This is a genomic window from Xanthomonas sp. MLO165 (assembly GCF_018831305.1).
GTDB classification, from domain to species: domain Bacteria; phylum Pseudomonadota; class Gammaproteobacteria; order Xanthomonadales; family Xanthomonadaceae; genus Xanthomonas; species Xanthomonas arboricola.
Window position 1 is genome coordinate 3661139 of record NZ_CP029263.1, and the last position, 21072, is coordinate 3682210.

Here is a 21072-nt window from a genome sequence, read left to right on the forward strand (position 1 = left end):
GTCGATGTTCACCCCGCAGGAGCTGACCGCGATCGGCCTGAGTCTCAAGGTCGCCATCGTTGCGGCCATCGCCAGCCTGCCGCCGGGCATCGCCTGCGGCTGGCTGCTGGCGCGGCGGCGCTTTCCGGGCAAGGCGCTGCTGGACGCCCTGCTGCATCTGCCGCTGGTGATGCCGCCGGTGGTGACCGGCTACGCGCTGCTGGTGGTGCTGGGCACGCAGGGGCCGGTTGGCAGCTGGTTGCTGGAACACCTCGGCATCCAGTTCGCGTTCCGCTGGACCGGCGCGGCTCTGGCATGCGCGGTGATGGGATTCCCGCTGATGGTGCGCGCGATCCGCCTGTCCATCGAAGCGACCGACCGCCGTCTTGAAGCAGCCGCCGCCACGCTCGGTGCGGGTCCGTGGCGGGTGTTCTTCAGCATTACCTTGCCGCTGGCCTGGCCGGGGCTGGTCGCCGGCATGGTGCTGGCGTTCGCCAAGGCCTTGGGCGAATTCGGCGCCACCATCACCTTCGTGTCCAATATTCCTGGCGAAACCCAGACCTTGTCGTCGGCCATCTACGGGCTGATGCAGGTGCCGGGCATGGAATCGGGCGTGTGGCGGCTGGCCTGCGTTGCGCTGGCGATCTCGCTGGCGGCGCTGCTGCTGTCCGAGTGGCTGGTGCGCAGGCCGCATCCGCGCGAGGACGGCTGATGCTCGATATCGACCTGCAGCTGCAGCGCGGCAACTTCCAGCGGCATCTCCACATCCAGGACCAGGCGCGGGTGGTGGCCCTGGTCGGTCCTTCCGGTGCGGGCAAGACCACGGTGCTCAATGCCATCGCCGGGCTGGTGCAGCCGCAGGCCGGGCATATCCGCATCGACGGGCGCTGCCTGTACGACGCCCGGCAAGGCATCAACCTGCCCACGCACAAGCGCAGGATCGGCTACGTGTTCCAGGATGCGCGGCTGTTCCCGCATCTGGATGTGCGCCGCAATCTGCGTTACGGCCGGCATGCGCGCGGCACGGCGCCATTCGGTTTCGACGACGTGGTAGCGCTGTTGGGGATTGGGCCGTTACTGCAACGCCGGCCGCGCAATCTGTCTGGGGGCGAAGCGCAGCGCGTGGCGATCGGCCGCGCCTTGTTGTCGCAGCCGGCGATCCTGTTGTTCGACGAGCCCTTGTCGGCACTGGATCAGGCGCGCCGCGAAGAACTGATTCCCTACCTGCAACGCGTGCGCGACGAGATCCGTCTGCCGATGCTGTATGTCAGCCACAATCCCGACGAAGTGCAGCGCATCGCCGATAGCGTGCATGTGCTGGAATGAGCGCATCGGCACCGGTGATCACCGCATTCAACCAGCTGGCGTGTCCATGAAACAGTATCGAAAACATGCATTCCCGGTGGAGCAGGCGCGCCGCTTCCTGGAACCGGGGCCGGTGGTGCTGGTCAGCTCGGCCCACAAGGGCCAGCGCGACATCATGACCATGGGCTGGCATATGGTGTTGGAGTTTTCGCCCTCGCTGATCGCGTGCTGCATCGCCCCCGGTAACCACAGTTTCGAACTGGTCCGGCGCAGCAAGCAATGCGTGATCAACCTGCCGACGGCCGAACTGCTCGACACCGTGATCGGCATCGGCAACAGCAGCGGTGCACAGATCGACAAGTTCGACCACTTCGGGCTGACTGCCGTGCCCGGCCAACGGGTCGCAGCGCCGGCCATTGCCGAGTGCTACGCCAGTTTCGAATGCCACCTGCACGACGGCCGGCAGATCAACCGCCACGCGCTCTTTGTCTGGGAAGTGGTGAGCGCGCAGGTGGCCAAGCGGCCTGCGCTTCCCAGGACGGTGCACTACCGCGGCGATGGCCGCTTCATGCTGTCCGGCGACGAAGTCTCGCGGCGGCGCCTGTTTGCCTCCGACATGCTCTGATCGCCGCGATGCGCGCGCTCAACGCGCCACCTTGCCGGTGCGCACGCTGACCTTGCCTTGCCGCACTTCGAAGGTGAACGCGAACGACAGCGTCACCGGTACCGGCTGCTGGCTGATGGCGCCGCTGCAATCGTCCAGCGCGGCCGGCTGCGCCACGCCTGCGGCAAACGTGCACAGCGTGGCCGGAACGAACTGCCATTGCTGCACCGTGGTACGCACCGACTGCACCAGATCGGCATTGTCCGGCAACAGACCGGCCGCACATTCGTCGCGATCGGACATGGGGTCGACGCGCTGTACCGCGCCGTCGGCGGTCAGGATCACATGCGCGCACACGGTGGTCGGCGGCAAGCTCTGCCGCGGCGAATCGGCCGGCAGCACCGGCGCATCGCTGCGCAGCGCGCGCGGCATGCGAAAGCGCTGTGCTGGCGCCAACGTGTAAGACTGGATGGAGCCGCCACCATTGCCACCCGGTTGCGCGCTCAGCATGCGCTGGTCCACCGAATCTTCGCGCTGGCTGCGCTGCTGTTCCTGCACCCCTTGCGTTGCACATGCGCCAAGCGACAGCGCCAGGATTGCGGCGCAGGTCGGCGCAAGGACGGCCGACAACACGTGGCGAGCAGTTGTCGGGTAGGCGTGGCCAGCGCGCAGGAACCGGCGAGTATGCGCGGCACATGCCAATCCCGGACACCCGGCGCGCCCGCCAGACAGTTGTGCAGTCGTTTTGCTGGTTGCGCTGGATTGCATCACGGCCTCTCCCGCCTTGCGCAGCCCGCTGAAGCACAACCGGCAAGGCGGTTGGACGCTGGCGCCTCCGAGCGCGCGGCGGCGGCATCGGTAGACGTTTGCTCCGGCCCATCCAGTTCGAACTTCACCGGCACGCGCACCGTGGAAGCAATCGGCTTGCCATGTACATAAACAGGTTTCAGCCGCCACTGGCGCGCTGCCTCCAGGACCGCTTGATCGAACACGCCGGCCGGCCTGCTCTGCAAAATATCGATGTGCTGCGGCCTGCCCGCAGAGTCGATGTCGATCTGCAGTTCGACAAAGCCCTCGATACCGCCGTCAAACGCGGCTGCCGGATATCTCGGCGGTTGCATCGTGGCGAAATCCACCGCGTTGCCGGCCGCCAGCGCCGGTTGTGCCGCTAACGCAATGCGTGCCGGCTGCAGGGCCCAGGCGACGGTGCTGACCCCCGCCGCCAGCAGCAGGACCATCGCCACGCGCCAGCGCGCACGTCCGGCAGCGATGGGGGAACCGCGCAGCGCCGCGATCCGCTGCGCCAACGGATGCGATGCAGCCCAATGACAGGCGAGCGGCGTAAAGTCGCGTCCAAGCTGGGTCTTCAGCATGGCGGTGGCGTAACTGCGGCGCTTGCCCGGATGTTGCGTCAGCACGGCCGCATCGCAGGCCAGCTCCTGATCCAGCCGGAACGCACGCCAGGCCAGATGCATCAGCGGGTTGAACCAGCCGATGCAGAGCATCAGCGCCGCCAGCAGGTTGGCATGCAGGTCGCCGCGGCGCAGATGCATGCGCTCATGCGCCAGGATCAGGGCGCGCTCATCGGCGTTGTAGCGCTCACTGAAATCCGCCGGCAGCACGATGCGCGGACGCCAGAGTCCCAACGATGCAGGAAGACCGGCATCGCGCACGGCCGACCAGAGCCGGTCGTCGAGCCGGTGCAACGGCCCCAGGCTGCGCATGAAACGCCGTTGCCGCGTCCACAATCCGATCGCCATCACTACTGCGCCGCCCAGCCACGCTGCTGCCAGCCATGTTGCCCACGCACGACCTTCGCCATGCACGCTGGACAGCGCCGGCATGGCGGTCAGCGCCGGCAATCCTGGCACTGTGATGCCCAGAGACGGGCCGGGCAACAAGGCCGCCACCAGCGCCAGCGGGACGCAGGACCAGATCGCATACGCCGCGGCGGCACCAGCCCGCTTGCGCAGCGGGCGACGCAGGAGCAGGCAGACCAGCAGCGCAGCGGTGGTGTACAGCGTTGCGCGCGACAACAGGACCCAGGCCTCAGGGTTCATCGTCCAGCTCCTTGAGCAGTTGTTTCAGTTCCGCGATATCGGATGCGCTGAGTTTTCCGCGCTCGCTGAAGTGCGCCACCAGTGGCGCCACCCGTCCGCCGAACAGGCGCTGCAGCAATCCCTCGCTCTGTTGCTGCACCCACTGCTCGCGCGCCAGCACCGGCGAATAGAGATAGCGTCGCCCTTGCTTCTCGGCACGGATGGCGCCTTTGCCAAGCAGGCGGTTGAGCAAGGTCTTGACGGTGGGCTCGGCCCAGTCGCTGCGGCCTGCCAGCGCGGCGACCACCTCGTCGGCGCTGCGTGGCGCCGCATCCCAGAGCACCTGCATCACCACCGCTTCGGCGTCACTGATCGACATGCGATTACATCCGTAATTTTTATCGATTACACGCGTAATTAGAATCGATGTCAAACAGTATGCGCGGGTGCGTCGGCAGCCTCGCCCCAAGGATCGCCCTTCAGCCCGTCGCGTTGCCGGCAAAGTGCACGCTGACGCGCAAGCCGCCCAGCGTAGGTGCGTCATCCAGCTGTACGCGCGCCGCATGGGCCACGGCAATGTCGTGCACGATCGACAGGCCCAGCCCGCTGCCTTCCACACCGGTGCCCAGCTCCCGATGGAAGCGGTGGAAGACGCGCACGCGCGCGCCCTCGGGGATGCCAGGGCCGGAATCTTCCACGACCAGGGTCGGTAGCGGTGCGCATTGCGTGCTGACCCGGATGCGGCCGCCTACCGGTGTGTAGCGCACGGCGTTTTCCAGCAGGTTGCGCAGCAGCAGCGAGAGTGCGGTTTCCTCGGCAACCACCAGGACCGGTTGCAGGGCCAGTTCCACAGTCTGCTGTCGCTGCATTGCAACTGCCAGCACGTCTTCGGACTCGCTTCGCACCAGGGTGTCCAGGCTCACGCTGCGCCGCGGCAGCGCGGCCACCGCTTCCACCCTGCTCAAGGCCAGCAGCTGCGCGACCATGCGTTCGATGCGGAGCACGTTGGCGTCGAGTTGCTGTTGCGATTCATCGCGTTCCTGCGCGTCGGCCGCCAGGCGCAGATTGGCCGCATGCACTTTCAGCGCGGCAATCGGCGTACGCAGTTCATGCGCGGCATCGGCGATGAAGCGACGCTCGCGCTCCAGCCCGGCCTGCACACGGTCCATCAACCCGTTGACTGCGCGCACCAGCCCGTGCACCTCGCGTGGCATATGCTGCGGTTGCAGTGGCTGCAGGCGCCTGGGATCACGCTCGCCGATCTCGTCGGAGACACGCACCAGCGAGCGTGTGGCCCAGTTCACCACCGCCCAGATCAACAGCCCCATCAACGGCAGGGCCATCACCAGCGGCACCAAGGTTCCCAGCGCGATGTCTTCGGCAAGCTCCTGACGGATGTCGGCGCGTTCGGCCGACTGAAACCAGCGCCCACCCGGCGAGCGCAGCGTAAAGGTGCGCCATTGGCCATCGGCCAGTTGCACGTCCGCATAGCCGGCACGCAACGGCGCCATCGGTTGCGCCGGCGCGCTGTCCGAGCGCAGGACCAGCGCGCCGGCCGCGTTGCGCACCTGAAATGCCAGTTTGGTTTCGTAGGCATGGCCGTCCTTGAAGGCCAGCGCCTCGCCCACGCCTTGCGCCTGCCCGTGCCATCCACGGATCACGATCGGCTCGCCTTGCGGCAGATCGCCCAGAGGTTGGTCCACCAGCGACAGCAGCACGCGCGCCGATTGCACCAGACGCGCATCGAACATCTCGCCAGCTTCCTGCAGGCCGGCACGATAGCTGAAACCGGCTGCGGCCAGCATCAGCAACGACAGCACGCCCAGCAAGGCCAGCAACAGCGCGCGGCGGATCGAGTTCATTGCGGCGCTTGCGGCGGCAGCGCCGCGGCAGCCTGTGCGGCCTGCTCGTCCAGTGCATAGCCAATGCCGCGAACGGTGCGGATCACCGCCGACGACAACTTGCGACGTAGCTGATGCACATGCACGTCCACCGCATTGCTGGCGACGTCTTCGTCCCATCCATAGAGATGTTGCTGGATGCGTTCGCGACCGATCGGCCGGCCACGTTGCTCCATCAGCAGCCACAACAGTGCGAACTCGCGGCGGGTCAGGTCCAGATCGCGGCCATGCCAGCGCACCGACATCCCGGCCGGATCCAGCTGCAGCGCACCAGCCTGCAGTACCGGCTGCGCACGCCCGGCCGAGCGGCGCAACAATGCCCGTGTGCGCGCCAGCAGCTCATTGGTGTCGAACGGTTTGCCCAGATAGTCGTCGGCGCCGACATCCAGGCCGAGCGCGCGGTCGGCTGCACGCTCGCGTGCACTGAGCACCAGAATCGGGGTATCCAGCGCACGTGCGCGCGCCTTGCGAATGACCTCGATGCCATCCATGCGCGGCAAACCCAGATCCATGATGACCAGATCCACGGTGGCTTCCTGCAAGGCCATCAACGCACTGACACCGTCATGCACCCAATCCACTGCATAGGCGGCACGCCGCAATGCAGTGCGGATGCCCTCGCCCAGTGAAAGATCGTCTTCGACCAGCAGGATGCGCATATAGGCCAGTCTGGAAGTCGGCTCACGGCTTGGCAAGCTGCGCCCGCACATCTGCCAGCTTGGTGGCCACTTCCTTGCGGCGACCGGCGTCGGCCAGTTGACGTCCCGGGCGTGGCGGCGCAGCGGCAGCCTTCTCGAACGCCGCTGCCGCGCCCGCCCAATCCTTCTGGTCGCGCAGGAAATCGCCGACGAAGTAGTTGCTGTCCAGTCCGTCAGGGTCGATCGCCAGCCCCTGATACAGCAATGCGCGCGCCTTGGCGTCGTCGCCGAAGCCGATCGGCCAACCGGGCACCTGGTAATACAACGCGCCCAGGCTGGTGTACGCCGCGCCGTCGAGCGCGCGCGGCGCGCGCTTGATCGCTTCTTCGAAATCGCTGCGTGCGCGTTTGACCTCCGCCAGGGCGCCCAGGCCGCCTTTTTCTGCGGCCAGACTGGAGCGCACGATGCCGTCCCAGATCAAGGCATCGGCATCGTCGGGCAGGGCGTGGCGCACCTGATCGGCCTGCTGTGCGAGTGCTTCCAGTGCGGCGAGCCGCTGCGGTTTCGGCATCTGGTAGCTGATCGCCGCCCAGCGGTCCTGCACTTGCGCTACCTGCGGCTGCATGCCGGCTGCGCATGCGGCGCCGGCGACCAGGCACAGCCCGAGCATGGTGAAAAGACGCGAATTACGGTAATTGCGGTTCATGGGAAAGCTCCTGCGAGGCGACGCCGCCGCCGTGCCGCGCATGGCGGCGGATGGTGGATAGCTGTTTGCGTAACGCGCGGTCGACCAGTTCCGGCAGTAGCCCGTTGAGCCGGGCAAAGGCCTTTTCCGGCCACCCCAGCTGACATCGCCTATCGCCGCGCACGATCGACTGCAGCAGCGCTGCTGCCACGTCTGCGGCACGATCCACCGCCGTGCCCAACTCCGCATTGAGCGCGTCCACCGCGGCAGGATTGAACGCAGTGGCCGTGGCACGCGGCGACAGATACTGGAAACGCACCCGCGTATCGGCATGCTCGCGCGCCAGGGCTTCGAACAGACCACGCAGACCGAACTTGCTGGCGCTATACCCGGCAAATCCGGCGAACCCCAGGCTGCCGAAGGTGGAGCCGAGCGCCACCATCGCTGCCTCCGGCTGCCGCGCAAACGCCGGCAACAGCGCCTGCACCAGCAGCATCGGCACGGTCAGATTCAGATGCACCATGGCGCTCAGGCTGGCCGGATCCTGATCCTGCAACAGCCCGAACTGGCTCTGCGCATGCGCAAGCACCAGCACCGACGGTGCCGGACGCATCGCATGCACCTGCGCCAGCAGCAACGCACGGCCCGCCTCGCTGGCCAGGTCCGCCGCCACCGGCACCACGCGGCCGGGTGGATGCGCGGCAACCAGCCCCTGCAAGCGCCCGTCCGTACGTCCCACGGCCATGACCGTTGCGCCCGCCTCGACCAGGCCGGCGCACAGCGCGCTGCCGATGCCGCCGCTGGCGCCGGTCAGGATGACGCACTTGCCGCGCAGATCCATCACGCCGCCTCCGCCAGACGCGAGCCGTCGCTGCGCAGGGTGCGAAACAGGTCGCCGTACAACACGTAGAAACGCTTGGCCGCATGCACCACCGCGTGCTGGTCTAGCGGGTCGTCGAGCCGGTTCATCAGCGTCTCGAAAAAGCCGGCATGCTCCACGTCCAGATCGCCATGCGACAACAGATAACTGAAGGCATTGGGCGGCAGCGCCAGCGTTTGCGCGATGCTGTTGGCCGCGCGCGTGGCCAGTGCCACGCTGGTGCCCTCCAGTACCAGCACCATGCCGAAGAAGCCAACCGGGTTGCCGCGCTGGATGGTGTCGTAGGCGTAGCTGATCATCAGCTCGGTCGCCAGCGACGGGCCGGCGAGCACCGCCGCTTCGCGCACCTGCCCGCACGCCACCAGATCGTCCAGGATCCACTCCTGGTGGCCCATTTCTTCTTCGATGTATTCGCCGATGGCTTCGCGCAGCCATTCCAGCCGCGCCGGCAGACGCGCGCCGCAAGCCATCAGCAGCGGCACCGTGTGCCGCACGTGGTGATAGGCCTGGCCGAGGAACGCCACGTAATCGTCGCGGGCGATGTTGCCGGCCAGTGCCGCCTGGATGATCGGTACCTGGGTCATGCGCTCGCGTTCGGCCTGGGTCTGCGCCAGCAGGGATGTGTAAAACGTCATGGAGAAATGCCTTGAGAGAGGACAGTGGCCGGCAATCGATAACTGCGATCGATGGCGGAGTGATAGCGCGCGAGGATCGCGTCGCGGCGGGGGCGCCCGTTGGCCGTGAGCAGGCCCTCGTGTGCGCTGAACGGTGCATCGGCACGGACAAAGCGCGCCACGCGTGCGTAATCGGGCAAACCGGCATTGACCTCGGCCAGCGCCTTGGCGATTGCCGCATCGTCGCTGCCAGGCCGACGCGGCCACAGCACCGCCACGTTGTCGGCCTGCGCCTCGCCCCACACCACCGCCTGCGCGAGCAATGGATGCTGCAGCAATTCGCTTTCCACCCATTCGGGCGAGACGTTGCGGCCGAAGGCGGTGATGAAGACATGCTTGCGGCGCCCGGTGATGTGGACGAACCCCTCGCCATCCACATGGCCCAGATCGCCAGTGCGCACCGGCCCTGGCGGCATGGCCTGCTCGCCCAGATATCCGAGTGCGCGTACGCCGTCGACCTGGATCTCGCCATCGACGATCGCAACCTGCGCATGCGCCAGCGGCTGGCCGACGCTGCCGGCACGCACGGCACCCGGCCGGTTGAGACAGACCACCGAGCCGCATTCGGTCAGGCCGTAGCCTTCGAATACCGGCAGCCCCGCCGCAGTTGCGCGCGCCAGCAGACTGGGGCCGACATGCCCGCCGCCAACGGCGATGTAACGCAGCGATGCCGGCAAGGCCACGCCCTGCTCGGCAGCGCTGACCAGGGCGAGCAACAGCTGCGGCACCAGGATGACGCTCTCGGGCTGATAGTGCTGCAGGCAGCGCAACAGCGTGGGCACATCCAGCCCGCTGGCGCCGGTGTAACCGATCTGCGCCAACGACGGCAGGGCCACCTGCGCACCGGACAACAAGGTCGCATAGAGCCCGGCCACGTTTTCCAGCAAGGTGGACAACGGCATCAGGCACAGATGCCGACGCGGCGCGATGGCAGCCGAGGCCTCTATCAGCGAGGTGGCCACCGTGAGCAAACCGTCCGCCGACAGACACACCCCCTTGGGGCGGCCGGTCGTGCCGGAGGTGTAGGTGATGCAGGCAGTGGCGTCCGGCAATGCGGGCCGCGCTGCGACCGCTTCGATCCGCCAGAACCGCAGCGCCTCGTGGTGCAGCGCCGGCAGCGGACCGCTGCTGCCGGCCGGCGCAGCGGCGGCGGCGTCGGTCACCACGCATTGCGCGCCGCTGGAGGTCAACGCGTGCAGTACCTGGGGGCCGGAAAAGAAAGTCGGCAACGGCACGTGCACGGCATCGATCAGACGTAGCGCCAGATCCAGGATCAACCAGTCCGGGCCGTTGTCCAGCCGGCTGGCAACCCTTGTCAGCCCTGCGGTCTGCAACTGCGTTGCCAGTCGCGCGACAGCATCGGCCAGCGTCTGCGCGTCCAGGCTTCCCGCGGCGGTCAGCACCCGCGGCGCATGCGCGTGCGGCTCACCGAGCAATTGGGCGAAACGTGTGCTCATGCGCCCACTCCCATCTGGTACGCCATTGGCTCGCCGCCCTGACGCGCGGCCTGCGGATACAGCGCCTGCCGCTCCAGCAAAAATGCATGACCGGCGGCGACATCGCCGCACACCACCTGCGGTTGCGTGGCGTAGTAGCTGCCCCAGTCGGTGTCGTCATCGCGCAGGCGTGACTGCAAGGCAGGCGCCAGCACCACCGGCTGCAGCTGTAGCCGGTCGAAGGTATTGCGCAGGCCGCGGGTCGCGGTGAACAACACCCAGCGCACGCCTGCGTTGTGCAGCGCATGGGTCATCTGCGGGATCAGCGCGCGTGCGCTGCCGGAGCTGATCGCCGCGAAGTTGCCCACCTCGGCCAGGCCCGAGCGTGCGACCGGTGCGGCCATGCGCCCGGCCAGCGCCGACTCGGCGGGCTCGTCCAGGTACTGCTCCACGAACAACCCGCCAGCGCTGCCAAGCCGTATCCCGACTGCCGCCATCAGCGTGCCGTGGGCATCGCGGTAGACCAGCAACTGCGGCAGGAAGCTGCGCAGCTGCGCACCGTAGCGGCGCAGGTAGACCGCAGCGATGAAGCGTTCCGCCTCCTGGCGCTGCGGGTGACCAGCCTCGACCAGGCTGGCACTGGCAAATCCAGGACGGGCATACAAACGGGAAGGCGTGGAGGTGATCATGCAGCGCATGCTGGGCCGGCTCGATTAAGTGACCATGAGCCGTGTGTTACCGAGTTGTAAGTTCTGCCGTAGCAATTCGTTGCGTGGCGTCAGGCATCGCCTGACAGCTGTCGGTGCCTGCACCACAGCGCTTTCGGCTACGCTTTCGCGCATGAGTACACATGTCACTGAATTGAGCGCTGCGGTTGCGCACATCCTGCAACGCCTCGATGGCCCGCTGCGCGTCGGCGCGCCGTTGGGCATCGGCAAGCCGCACCGGTTGTTGAACGCATTGTACGCGCAGCTCAAGCACACGCCGACCCGGCCACTGGCGCTGTACACGGCGCTGTCGCTCAATCCGCCCAAGCCCGGCGCGGGACTGGAGGCACGCTTTGCGGCGCCGTTCATCGCGCGCCATTTTGGCGAGGATTTCCCGCGTCTTGCCTATGTCGATGACATGCTGCGCGATGCGCTGCCGGCGCATGTGCAGGTGGAAGAGTTCTACATGCAGTCCGGCGGGCTGCTGCACTCCACCCAGGCGCAGGCCGACTACACGAGTCTCAACTACACCCACGCTGCCGCAGCGGTGGCGCAGCGCGCGCCGAACCTGATCGTGCAGAAGGTGGCGCGCGAACCGGGCGGCACGCGGCTGTCGTTGTCGTGCAACAACGACATCACCCAGGACACGCTGGATGCGGTGCAGGCGCTCGGCCTGCCGCGCCCCATGCTGGTGGCGGAAGTGGACACGCAACTGCCGTGGATCGGTGGAACCGCGGCAGTGGAGGAGGCGTTCTTCGATCTGGTGATCGACCTGCCCGGTCCGTCGCCGCGCCTGTTCGGGTTGCCCAGGCAGCCGGTCAACAGCGTCGACTACGCCATCGGCCTGTATGCCAGCGCGCTGGTCCGCGATGGCGGCACCTTGCAGATCGGCATCGGCACCCTGGCCGATGCGCTGAGCCATGCGCTGGTACTGCGACATACCGACAACGCCACCTACCGGCGCGTGCTGCAGGCGCTGGACCCGCAACTGGAACAGCATCCTGCGGTGCGCGCCAGCGGTGGCCTGGCGCCGTTCGAGATCGGCCTGTACGGCTGCAGCGAAATGCTCAACGAAGGGTTCAAGCAGTTGGTGGACAGCGGCGTGATCCGCCGCAAGGTGCACGACGATCTGGCGCTGATGCAGCGCATCGCCGACGGCAGTGCCGATGCGGCCGATCACGCGCGCCTGGCCCGCGAAGGCGAGTTCCTGCATGGGGCGTTCTATCTCGGCTCGCCGGATTTCTACCAGTGGCTACGCGAGCTGGATGCGGACACGCGCGATGCCATCGGCATGCGTCGCATCAGCGAGATCAATCAGCTGTATGGCGGCAACGAAGCGCTGGAGCGCCTGCAACGCCGCGATGCGCGCTTCTTCAACTCCTGCATGATGGCCACCGCGCTCGGCGCGGCGGTGTCCGACGGGCTGGAAGATGGCCGTGTGGTTTCCGGCGTCGGCGGCCAGTACAACTTCGTGGCGATGGCACATGCCTTGCCGCAGGCGCGCAGCGCGTTGATGCTGCGGGCCACGCGCGATGCCGGTGCACATGCGGCGAGCAACGTGCGCTGGAACTACGGGCACACCACCATCCCGCGCCATCTGCGCGATCTCTACATCACCGAGTACGGCATCGCCGACCTGCGCCACCAGACCGATCAGGATTGCGTGCTGGCGATGGCCGGCATCTGCGATGCACGCTTCCAGGACGCATTGCTGGCAACCGCCAAGGCATCGCGCAAGCTACGTGGCGACCCTGCCCTGCCTGCGCGTGCGCAACGCAACACGCCGCAGGCACTGGAACAGGCGCTGGCGCCGTTCCGCCGCGATGGCAGCCTGCCCGACTACCCGCTCGGCAGCGACTTCACCGGAGTCGAGCAACACCTGCTGCGCGCCCTGAGCTGGCTCAAACGCGCCACCGCCGGCAATAGCGCAAAGCTGATGACGGTCTGGCGGGCACTGCTGTCACGCGAGAGCGGCGATGCACACGATGCCGCCGCTTTGCAACGGATGGCACTGGATGCGCCACGCAGCATCGGCGAACGCGTGCAGGCGCGGCTGCTGGCGTATGCCTTGCAAAAGACCAGAGTGCACTGACGCGCCCCTGTCGCGAAAAGCGATGCCATGGCGCGTTTTTCGCACTGTGACGCACGACGGCAATATGGCGGAAAGCCTTGCGTCAAATTTGGCCGAGATGATGGCGACCACCTTCTTCCCGGCCTGGCTGCATGCGCTGCTTATTCGTTGTTTCGGCTGTGAATCCAGGCGATGACCGCACAGCGAAGCCAGCGCGCGCAAGGCGAAGCAATACACGCAGCGCTGCATTCCTTGGCCTGCTGATGCTGGCCGGCGTGACCGCGCATGCCGCGCCTCGCCTCACCGATCTGCAATACATCGGCAGCCACAACAGCTACCACGCCGGCTTCGCTCCCAGCGAAGCGACACTGCTGCAACGACTGAGTCCGGAGCTGTTCGCGGCACTGGATTACCGCCATCCGCAGCTGAGGCAACAACTGGATGATGGCGTCAGACAACTCGAACTGGATGTCTTTGCCGATGCCAACGGTGGTCGCTACGCACACCCGGCCAGCGTCGCGCAGATCGCCAAGGCCGGCTTGCCGCCCGCACCGCCCAGCGCACCGGCCGGAGTGATGGACAAACCCGGCTTCAAGGTCATGCACGTGCAGGACGTGGACCAGCGCAGCACCTGCCAGCCCTTGATCGCGTGCCTGCAGGAAGTGCGCGCGTGGTCGAAGCAGCACCCCGGGCATGTGCCGATCTTCATCCTGCTGGAAACCAAGCAGGCGCCGGTGCAACTGGCGTTTCCGACCGTGCAGCCGGAGCCGTTCGATCCGGCGGCGATGGATGCATTGGATGCCGAACTGCGCTCGGTGTTTCGACCCGGCGAGTATCTCAGCCCCGATCAGGTCCGTGGCAACGCAGCCACGCTCAACGCCGCGGTGCTTGCGCATGGCTGGCCGTCGTTGAGCGAGGCACGCGGCAAGGTGGTGTTCCTGCTCGACCAACGCGCGGCCGGTGCCAGCTACCTGCGCGGGCATCCGTCGCTGCGCGGACGCGTGTGCTTCACCAATGCCGTGCCTGGCCAAGACGATGCCGCGTTCACCGAACTCAACGATGGCCCCGCCGAGACGATCACCCAATTGGTGAAAGCCGGCTACCTGGTGCGCACGCGTACCGACGCCGACCTGAAGGAAGCACTGCAACACGACACCACCCGCCGCGACCGCATGCTGGCCAGCGGCGCGCAGTTGCTCAGCACCGACTTCCCCGCACATGAGCCGGCCGGCAACGGTTACGTGGTGCGCTTCGAAGGCGATGCGGTCGCACGCTGCAATCCGCAGCTGGCGCAGGCGCACTGCAAGGGCGTCGACCTCAGGCACTGAGTCCGGGTCACTGCCGTCGTCGCAATCTCCGCACCACACACAGACCTGTCGCAACGGAAGGCGTCGGCGATGCACACCCGCACCCGCAGTAAGGGGCCGGGCACTCCATCTTCTCCAACCACGCGAGCCATTGCATGCAGTCCCCACGCACCACCCATCGCCTGACCTGCGCCATCGCGCTGGCACTGTCCGCGCCGGCGTTTGCCGAGACGCCGGAGCTCGGCACCACCACGCTGGATTCGGTCAACGTGCAGGCCAAGCACGCCGCCGCACCGGGATCGCTCAACGAACAGCGCCTGTCCAGCAGCGTCAACAGCGTGATGAGCAAGCAGCAGATCGATGCGATCCCTTCGGGCGGCATCGCCGATGTCGTGTCGCACATGCCGGGCCTGTCCGCGTACAGCGATATGCACCTGGGCCAGGCCACCACCGGCGAAAACGCCTACGTCAGCATTCGCGGTATGGACGCCAGCTACAACGCCTACACGCTCAACGGCTTCGGCATGCCGGAAACCGATTCATCGACGCGCGCAATCTCGTTGAACATGCTGGCGCCGTTCGGCATCCAGTCGGTGCAGGTGTCCAAATCCCCAACGCCTGACATGCCCGGCGATGCGATCGGCGGCGCGATCGACATGCGCACGCCAAATGCCTTCGACTTCGGCCAGGATGTCTACGCCAAGAGCACCGCGCAGGGCCAGTTCAATGCGCTGGCCTCGAAGCTGGGCGGCAAGGACAGCGGCGGCACCTTCCAGCAGGAGCTGGCCTGGAAGTTTGGCGATGGCCATGCCTTCGGCCTCTACGCATCGGCGTATTACGGCAGGAACAACAACATGGCGCAGGCGCCGGCGCCCAACAGCAAATACGTGCCGGCCGATCCCGCCCTCGCCACTGCAACCGACCTGCGCGATGTCGGGCCGTTGATCAGCACCCGCTACAAGTACAGCCTCTACACCAGCCAGATCGAACGCTACGGCGGCAACCTCTCGCTGGATTGGCAAGGCGACAACAGCGCGCTGTACGCGCGTGCGATCTACGGCAGCTACGGTGTCACCGGGCAGCAGGACCAGTCCAGCGCGCGCCTGGAAACCTATCGCAACCAGCCCACCGCCGTGCGTGGCGGCTACTTCAACACGCACGATATCGACGAAAAACTGGCGACGCTGCAATTGGGAGGCCAGACCACGCTGGGCCGCTTGCGCTTCGACTACGGCAGCTCGGTCGGTCGCGGCACCCGCAGCCGCCCGGACTACGTGTCGGCAAGCCTGTATGGCTTTACACCCGGCAGCTTCGCCTTCGACCTCAGCAACCCCCGCTACCCCAGCATCGCGCCAAGCACGCCTGCCTTGCAGGACTTTTTCTATAACCTGGATTCGTCGTTGCTGTGGAAGGTGCAGGGGCACGACGCCGGCAGTCACGACAACCGCATCAACGCACACACCGATATCACCTACCAGGTCGACGGCGACGTACTGGACAGCGTCAAGCTCGGGCTGTCTGCCGATCACTCCGACCGTGGCGCCTACGATCACCCGTTCTTCCACAAGGACGGCAACTTCGTCACCAACGGGCCGTATTTTGGCGGACCCAATTACGCCTTCCCCACCGCAGGCGGACCGCCACTGAGCGCGATCCCGGGCCGCGTCACCTATAACGCCTTCGACGGCCGCTACGCCGGCCCGTTCAAACTGCTGGACCGCAACTGGATGCTTGCGCAGGCGCTGCCCTACAAGTACGTCGACGATCCCAACGGCGCAGGCGTCTATACCGCCAACGACTACAACGCCAACACCACCTCCAGCACCGAGGCGATCTATTCCGGTTATGCAATGGCCGCGCTGCATGTCGGCTCGGTGAGCGTACTGCCCGGCGTGCGCTACGAGTTGACACGCTATGCGGCCGAATCCTGGCAATCCAGCGGCGATGGCAGCACCGGCAGCTTCGTCGGCACCGGCAGCACCTATGGGCAAGTGCTGCCGGGCATCAGCATCAACTATCGGCCGGATGATCTCACCGTTTATCGCGCTTCGTTGCGGCGCAGTTTCAGCCGCCCGGCGTTCGGCCTGATCTCCGGCGAGACGGTGTACACCATCGACGATACCCAGAAGGTGGTCGGCATCTCCAGGCCCAATCCCGATCTGCAGCCGAGCAAGGCCGACAACGCCGACCTCTCCGCCGAGTTCTACGATCACAGCGGCGGCGTGCTCAGCGCATCGACCTATTACAAGCGCATCACCGGCTTCATCTACACCTCGCAATCGGCGACCAGCAACGACAACACCCTGGGCGGGCTGGTACCGACCGGCACCACCTTCGAAAACGGCGTGCCAGTGACCATGCCGCAGAACGGCGGCACCGCCAAGCTCTATGGACTGGAGCTGGCAGCGAGCAAACGCCTGCAGGAGTTGCCGGGCCTGTGGAGCAATGTCGGCGTCACCGCCAACCTCACCCTGCAGCACAGCGAAGCAGACAGCAGACGCAGCGACCAACCGGAAAAAACCTGGCTGCCGCGCGCACCCGAGCGCATCTACAACTTGGATCTGTTCTACGACGACACGCACCTGCGCGCCGACCTGAGCTACAACTACACGGGCCTGCAATTGCTGGGGCTGACCAGCGACCGGCTCAACTATTACCTGCAACCGGTCAAATCATTGGACTTCACTGCGACCTATCATCTGCCGCACCACGTCGATGTCGGTGTGTCGGCCAAGAACCTGCTCAATGCCGCCACGTTCTACGAAACCCAGGGCAAGTCCAGGCGCTACATGGCCTACGACCCTGGCGCCGACGGCGCCTATGTACAAACCGGGCGGGTGTACATGCTGACCTTGGGCTACACCTACTGACGGCAGACCTGCAGACAGCTGCGGCGCAATGTCTGAAGCTGCAGGGACCGGGTCTGCACCAATCCGTATCGATCGCCTGACTGACATGCAGGCGATCGATTGCGGCGTGTTGCATCATTCTCTCTGCCGCTCGGGTAGAAGCGGCAGGCAGCGGCATCTATGGCAGCTGTGCGGAGGCGAGATGGCAGGTATCCACTCCTGACCCGCATCGCGACTGCGTCCCCAGTCAGTCCCGGTGCAGCCATTTCACGCAGACCACGCAGGCGGCTCGGGCAAGGTGCGCGCATGCTTCTTCCGGACCTGCTCATGCCACCACGCATCTACGCTCGCGCCTGCTTGCTCGCCCTTGCTCTGGGCACCTCCCTGTCCGCACTGGCGCAAGCGCCGCAGCCTGCCGTTGCACCTGCGCCGGCACCTGCAGCAGCTCCCGCTGCGACGGTCGTGGCGACCGGCCCGCGTTCGGACTTGCATGCGCAGGTGCTGCTGGATCGCGCGCATTTCTCGCCGGGACAGATCGACGGCGAGCGCGGCTCTAACCAGAAGCGTGCGCTGTCCGGATTTCAGGCAGCGCACCAGATCAAGGTCACCGGTGAGCTGGATGACGCCACCTGGCAGGCCTTGCAGGCCGACACCACGCCGGCGCTGGTGCAGTACACGCTCACCGATGCCGATGTGGCCGGGCCGTTCCAGCCGATTCCGAAAGGACCGGCCGAACAGGCCAAGCTGACGTCGCTGGGCTACACCTCGGTGGACGAGGCGCTGGGCGAGCGTTTCCACGCCGCTCCGGAACTGCTGCGCCAGCTCAACCCCGGCGTGGATTTGAACAAGGCCGGTGGCGTGATCCAGGTGCCCAACATCGACGGTGTCCCGCCATTGGCCAAGCCGGCCAAGCTGGTGGTCGACAAGTCCGAGTCGACGCTGCGCCTGTTCGATGCCGACGGCAAGGTGTATGCGCAGTTCCCGGTGTCCTCCGGCAGCAAGCACGACCCGCTGCCGATCGGCCGCTGGAAGGTGTTGGGCGTGGCGCGCGACCCGGTGTTCAAGTACAACCCCAAGCTGTTCTGGGACGCGAAGAAGGGCGATCAGAAGGCCACCCTGCCCTCCGGCCCGAACAATCCGGTCGGACGCGTGTGGATCGATCTGTCCAAGCCGCATTACGGCCTGCATGGCACGCCGGAACCCGGCCATGTCGGCAAGACCGAATCGCATGGCTGCGTGCGCCTGACCAACTGGGACGTGGTCAATCTGGCCAGCGTGGTTGGCCCGTCCATGCCGGTGGTGATGCAGGAGTAAGCATGAAACTGCTGATGATGCTGGTGGTCGGTGTCTTGCTCGGTGCAGCCGGCTATTGGTGGCTGGAACGCGAGGCGCCACAGGCGGCGCTGGCACCGGCGTCCGCAGCTGCACCCGCGGTGACAGCGCGGTCTGATGCGGCAGAGGCGGCAATGGCAGCGCCTTCTGCCGCTCCAGCGGTTGCCGATCCAGCCGTTGCCGCATCGTCGCCATCCACCGAGATGATGCCCGCCGCAAACACGCCAGCCGCGCCTGCGTCTGCAGCCGCTCCTGAAGCTGCGAGTTCAGGCAGCGGCCTGCTGATTCCGGTGCAAGGCATCGGCAGCGGCCAGCTGCAGGACACCTTTACCGACGCACGCAGCGAAGGCCGCGTGCACGATGCCATCGACATTCTTGCGCCGACCGGCACACCGGTCATTGCAGTTGCAGACGGCACGGTCGAGAAACTGTTCAACAGCGAGCGCGGTGGCCTGACCGTCTACCAGTTCGATCCGAACGGCACGTACTGCTACTACTACGCACACTTGGAACGGTATGCAGATGGCCTGGCAGAAAAGCAGGCAATCAAGCGCGGCCAGGTCATCGGCTACGTCGGCAGTACCGGCAATGCCGATCCTGCCGCACCGCATCTGCACTTCGAGATCCACCGCCTGGGGCCGGAAAAACAATGGTGGAAGGGAGAGGTCTTGAATCCCTACCCCGTATTGCATGGCGACCAGACCCTGCAGTGATGCACCAGGCGGTAATGCAGACACAGGCCTGCACGTGATGCGCAGGCCTGTGCATTCAGATCAACATGCCGCCCGATACCTCGATGCGTTGCGCGTTGATCCACCCGGTTCCCGGCGCGAGTAACAAAGCGACCACCGGCCCGATATCGTCCGGCAGCCCTGGGCGCCCCAGCGCCGTGACCGACGACACCATCGCATTGACCTGCGCGTTATCGCGCACGCTGCCGCCGTTGAAGTCTGTCTCGATCGCACCTGGCGCCAGCGTATTGGCACGAATGCCGCGCGCGCCCAGTTCCTTGGCCAGATAACGCGTGAACACCTCCACCCCGCCTTTCATCATCGCGTAAGCCGAGGCACCGGGCAGTGCGAAACGTGCCAGGCCGCTGGATACGTTGAGGATGCGTCCGCCGTCGGCGATCAACGGCAGCAACGCCTGGGTCAGGAAATACGGCCCCTTGAGATGGACATTGACCAGGGCGTCGAACTGCGCCGGCGTGGTGTCGGCGATGGCCGCGTGCAGCCCGGTACCCGCATTGTTGATCAGCGCATCGAACTGCGTGCGGTCCCAACCGGCCAGCACCTGCTTCAGCTGCTCGGCGAATGCCGCGAACGACTCCGCGTCGGCAACATCCAGCGGCAGTGCCTGCGCACGGCGACCGAGCGTGTGGATTTCGGCCACCACCGCAGCGGCCTCATCCGCCTGGCTGCGGTACGTCAGCACGATATCGCTGCCATCCGCAGCGAGCGCAAGCGCGGCATTGCGGCCCAGGCCGCGGCTGCCGCCGGTGATCAGGGTGATCGGTGTGGTGGTCGACATGATGAACTCCGTTGCGTGTTGGGATGCGATTTGGGGGCGATCACCTCAGGCGGTGCATGACCGCGGGGCGGGCGTGACATTGCCTGGCCATGCCAAGACTATTGCGCTTGCCGCGCCGTATAAATCAGTCCAACCTGATTGCACCGTTCAAGAACGTCGACCAATCGATGGATACCCTGGAGTCGCTACGCGCCTTCCTGCGCGTCGCCGAGCTCGGAAGTTTCACACGCGCCGCCGAAACGCTGGGCCTGCCCAAAGCCAGCGTCTCCACCGCCGTGCAGCGGCTCGAAGCCTCGCTTGGGACGCAGCTTTTGCATCGCACGACCCGACGCGTGCAACTCACCGGCGATGGCACCGCGTTCTACCAGCGCAGCCGCGATCTGCTCGACGACATGGACGAATTGCAGAGCATGTTTCAGCGCGAGCGCAGCCAGCTGCGCGGGCGCCTGCGGGTGGACATGTCCTCCGGCATCGCACGCAATTTCGTGATTCCCGCATTGCCCACGTTCCTGGCGCAACACCCGCAGCTGGAAGTGGAAATCAGCGGCACCGACCGCCGCGTCGATGTGGTACGCGAAGGCTTCGATTGCGTGTTGCGCGTGGGCACGCTCGAAGACACCAACCTGGTCGCACGACCGCTCGGCGTGTTTCGCATCATCAACTGCGCCAGTGCCGACTACCTCGCGCGACGGGGCATGCCGCAGCGCCTGGACGATCTGGTTCACCACGACCTGGTGCATTACGTGCCGACGCTGGGCCAGCGATCATCCGGCTTCGAGTACCGCGATGGACCGGCCTACCAGCTACTGCCGATGCGCGGCCCGGTGACGGTCAACAACGGCGATGCCTATCTTGCTGCGGCATTGGCGGGCCTGGGCATCATCCAGGCGCCGGCCAGCCCGTTGCGCCCACACCTGGACAGCGGCGCCTTGATCGAGCTGCTGTCCGCCATCGCGCCGGAACCGATGCCGGTCACCCTGCTCTACGCGCAGCGTCGCCATCTGCCGCAACGCGTAGGTGCGTTCATGGACTGGGTTGCAGAGGTGATGGCACCGTATCTGGAACCGCTGTAGCCCCGGGCCACCGTCGATGCGATTGCCGGCACGTCTTCGCGTGTACGTTTGCGTAGGCAGGA

General features: G+C 66.3%; 20 protein-coding genes and 1 other RNA gene. 9 read left to right on the forward strand and 12 right to left on the reverse strand.

Annotated features, from left to right (window positions below; genetic code table 11):
- Positions 1-4 precede the first annotated feature (4 nt).
- Genes modB through DGN21_RS15375 form a run of 3 tightly spaced genes read left to right on the forward strand, consistent with a single transcriptional unit; the run spans position 5 to position 1909 of the window.
- A complete protein-coding gene (modB, locus tag DGN21_RS15365) occupies positions 5-691 on the forward strand; it encodes a molybdate ABC transporter permease subunit (RefSeq protein ID WP_184551181.1) in 687 nt (228 codons plus the stop codon).
- The gene (modC, locus tag DGN21_RS15370) at positions 691-1305 is read left to right on the forward strand and encodes a molybdenum ABC transporter ATP-binding protein (RefSeq protein ID WP_016902262.1); all 615 of its coding nucleotides are present in this window, start codon (positions 691-693) and stop codon (positions 1303-1305) included. The genes modB and modC overlap by 1 nt, the downstream gene beginning before the upstream one ends.
- A 46-nt stretch (positions 1306-1351) precedes the next feature.
- Positions 1352-1909, forward strand: coding sequence for a flavin reductase family protein (locus tag DGN21_RS15375; RefSeq protein WP_104563628.1), 558 nt, complete (start codon positions 1352-1354; stop codon positions 1907-1909).
- Positions 1910-1927: 18 nt separating this feature from the next.
- On the opposite strand, the gene DGN21_RS15380 is transcribed toward DGN21_RS15375, so the two are convergent.
- From DGN21_RS15380 to DGN21_RS15430, 11 genes are all read right to left on the reverse strand, one after another.
- Complete coding sequence (locus tag DGN21_RS15380) at positions 1928-2518, reverse strand: hypothetical protein (RefSeq protein ID WP_164738946.1); 591 nt, start codon at positions 2516-2518, stop codon at positions 1928-1930.
- Positions 2510-2585, reverse strand: a non-coding RNA gene (locus tag DGN21_RS15385) — sX9 sRNA. The genes DGN21_RS15380 and DGN21_RS15385 overlap by 9 nt, the downstream gene beginning before the upstream one ends.
- Positions 2586-2655: 70 nt before the next feature.
- Positions 2656-3948, reverse strand: coding sequence for a TonB family protein (locus tag DGN21_RS15390; protein WP_126966781.1), 1293 nt, complete (start codon positions 3946-3948; stop codon positions 2656-2658).
- Positions 3938-4306 (reverse strand): BlaI/MecI/CopY family transcriptional regulator, encoded by a 369-nt coding sequence (locus DGN21_RS15395; RefSeq protein WP_046344076.1) that lies wholly within the window; start codon positions 4304-4306, stop codon positions 3938-3940. The genes DGN21_RS15390 and DGN21_RS15395 overlap by 11 nt, the downstream gene beginning before the upstream one ends.
- A 100-nt stretch (positions 4307-4406) precedes the next feature.
- Positions 4407-5768: an ATP-binding protein gene (locus DGN21_RS15400; protein ID WP_024938154.1), complete on the reverse strand. Its 1362-nt coding sequence runs from the start codon at positions 5766-5768 to the stop codon at positions 4407-4409.
- 17 nt (positions 5769-5785) lie between these two features.
- The gene (locus tag DGN21_RS15405) at positions 5786-6487 is read right to left on the reverse strand and encodes a response regulator transcription factor (RefSeq protein ID WP_126966780.1); all 702 of its coding nucleotides are present in this window, start codon (positions 6485-6487) and stop codon (positions 5786-5788) included.
- A gap of 22 nt (positions 6488-6509) precedes the next feature.
- Entirely contained in the window at positions 6510-7172 is a 663-nt protein-coding gene (locus tag DGN21_RS15410; RefSeq protein ID WP_065032765.1) for a hypothetical protein, read from the reverse strand.
- Positions 7153-7992 (reverse strand): SDR family oxidoreductase, encoded by an 840-nt coding sequence (locus DGN21_RS15415; protein WP_126966801.1) that lies wholly within the window; start codon positions 7990-7992, stop codon positions 7153-7155. The genes DGN21_RS15410 and DGN21_RS15415 overlap by 20 nt, the downstream gene beginning before the upstream one ends.
- A complete protein-coding gene (locus tag DGN21_RS15420) occupies positions 7992-8666 on the reverse strand; it encodes an iron-containing redox enzyme family protein (protein WP_024938151.1) in 675 nt (224 codons plus the stop codon). The genes DGN21_RS15415 and DGN21_RS15420 overlap by 1 nt, the downstream gene beginning before the upstream one ends.
- Positions 8663-10162, reverse strand: coding sequence for an AMP-binding protein (locus tag DGN21_RS15425; protein ID WP_126966779.1), 1500 nt, complete (start codon positions 10160-10162; stop codon positions 8663-8665). The genes DGN21_RS15420 and DGN21_RS15425 overlap by 4 nt, the downstream gene beginning before the upstream one ends.
- Positions 10159-10806, reverse strand: coding sequence for a thermostable hemolysin (locus tag DGN21_RS15430; protein ID WP_126966800.1), 648 nt, complete (start codon positions 10804-10806; stop codon positions 10159-10161). Before DGN21_RS15430 ends, DGN21_RS15425 begins: the two co-directional genes overlap by 4 nt.
- 175 nt (positions 10807-10981) lie before the next feature.
- Here DGN21_RS15430 and DGN21_RS15435 point away from each other — a divergent pair, with 175 nt between their 5' ends.
- The 5 genes from DGN21_RS15435 (at position 10982) to DGN21_RS15455 (ending at position 19120) form a co-directional block, all read left to right on the forward strand.
- Positions 10982-12940, forward strand: a complete 1959-nt coding sequence (locus DGN21_RS15435) for an acetyl-CoA hydrolase/transferase C-terminal domain-containing protein (protein WP_164738943.1) — start codon at positions 10982-10984, stop codon at positions 12938-12940.
- Positions 12941-13182: 242 nt separating this feature from the next.
- Complete coding sequence (locus DGN21_RS15440; protein ID WP_164738942.1) at positions 13183-14247, forward strand: phosphatidylinositol-specific phospholipase C1-like protein; 1065 nt, start codon at positions 13183-13185, stop codon at positions 14245-14247.
- Between the two features lie 134 nt (positions 14248-14381).
- Positions 14382-17096 (forward strand): TonB-dependent receptor, encoded by a 2715-nt coding sequence (locus DGN21_RS15445; RefSeq protein WP_126966777.1) that lies wholly within the window; start codon positions 14382-14384, stop codon positions 17094-17096.
- Between the two features lie 363 nt (positions 17097-17459).
- The gene (locus DGN21_RS15450; protein ID WP_184551179.1) at positions 17460-18389 is read left to right on the forward strand and encodes a L,D-transpeptidase; all 930 of its coding nucleotides are present in this window, start codon (positions 17460-17462) and stop codon (positions 18387-18389) included.
- 2 nt (positions 18390-18391) lie between these two features.
- Entirely contained in the window at positions 18392-19120 is a 729-nt protein-coding gene (locus tag DGN21_RS15455) for a M23 family metallopeptidase (RefSeq protein WP_104568049.1), read from the forward strand.
- A gap of 55 nt (positions 19121-19175) precedes the next feature.
- Here DGN21_RS15455 and DGN21_RS15460 read toward each other — a convergent pair whose 3' ends face one another.
- Complete coding sequence (locus DGN21_RS15460) at positions 19176-19937, reverse strand: SDR family oxidoreductase (RefSeq protein WP_126966776.1); 762 nt, start codon at positions 19935-19937, stop codon at positions 19176-19178.
- A 101-nt stretch (positions 19938-20038) separates the two neighbouring features.
- Here DGN21_RS15460 and DGN21_RS15465 point away from each other — a divergent pair, with 101 nt between their 5' ends.
- Positions 20039-21010, forward strand: coding sequence for a LysR family transcriptional regulator (locus tag DGN21_RS15465; protein WP_184551178.1), 972 nt, complete (start codon positions 20039-20041; stop codon positions 21008-21010).
- The last annotated feature ends 62 nt before the right edge of the window (positions 21011-21072 follow it).

What these genes read in the sequence shown, in the direction of transcription:
- DGN21_RS15420 (WP_024938151.1), bottom strand. Translation starts at nt 8,666, where the DNA reads ATGACGTTTTACACATCCCTGCTGGCGCAGACCCAGGCCGAACGCGAG.
- DGN21_RS15410 (WP_065032765.1), bottom strand. Translation starts at nt 7,172, where the DNA reads ATGAACCGCAATTACCGTAATTCGCGTCTTTTCACCATGCTCGGGCTG.
- DGN21_RS15395 (WP_046344076.1), bottom strand. Translation starts at nt 4,306, where the DNA reads ATGTCGATCAGTGACGCCGAAGCGGTGGTGATGCAGGTGCTCTGGGAT.
- DGN21_RS15390 (WP_126966781.1), bottom strand. Translation starts at nt 3,948, where the DNA reads ATGAACCCTGAGGCCTGGGTCCTGTTGTCGCGCGCAACGCTGTACACC.
- DGN21_RS15460 (WP_126966776.1), bottom strand. Translation starts at nt 19,937, where the DNA reads ATGTCGACCACCACACCGATCACCCTGATCACCGGCGGCAGCCGCGGC.
- DGN21_RS15435 (WP_164738943.1), top strand. Translation starts at nt 10,982, where the DNA reads ATGAGTACACATGTCACTGAATTGAGCGCTGCGGTTGCGCACATCCTG.
- modC (WP_016902262.1), top strand. Translation starts at nt 691, where the DNA reads ATGCTCGATATCGACCTGCAGCTGCAGCGCGGCAACTTCCAGCGGCAT.
- DGN21_RS15440 (WP_164738942.1), top strand. Translation starts at nt 13,183, where the DNA reads ATGCTGGCCGGCGTGACCGCGCATGCCGCGCCTCGCCTCACCGATCTG.
- modB (WP_184551181.1), top strand. Translation starts at nt 5, where the DNA reads ATGTTCACCCCGCAGGAGCTGACCGCGATCGGCCTGAGTCTCAAGGTC.
- DGN21_RS15455 (WP_104568049.1), top strand. Translation starts at nt 18,392, where the DNA reads ATGAAACTGCTGATGATGCTGGTGGTCGGTGTCTTGCTCGGTGCAGCC.
- DGN21_RS15425 (WP_126966779.1), bottom strand. Translation starts at nt 10,162, where the DNA reads ATGAGCACACGTTTCGCCCAATTGCTCGGTGAGCCGCACGCGCATGCG.
- DGN21_RS15375 (WP_104563628.1), top strand. Translation starts at nt 1,352, where the DNA reads ATGAAACAGTATCGAAAACATGCATTCCCGGTGGAGCAGGCGCGCCGC.
- DGN21_RS15445 (WP_126966777.1), top strand. Translation starts at nt 14,382, where the DNA reads ATGCAGTCCCCACGCACCACCCATCGCCTGACCTGCGCCATCGCGCTG.
- DGN21_RS15415 (WP_126966801.1), bottom strand. Translation starts at nt 7,992, where the DNA reads ATGGATCTGCGCGGCAAGTGCGTCATCCTGACCGGCGCCAGCGGCGGC.
- DGN21_RS15405 (WP_126966780.1), bottom strand. Translation starts at nt 6,487, where the DNA reads ATGCGCATCCTGCTGGTCGAAGACGATCTTTCACTGGGCGAGGGCATC.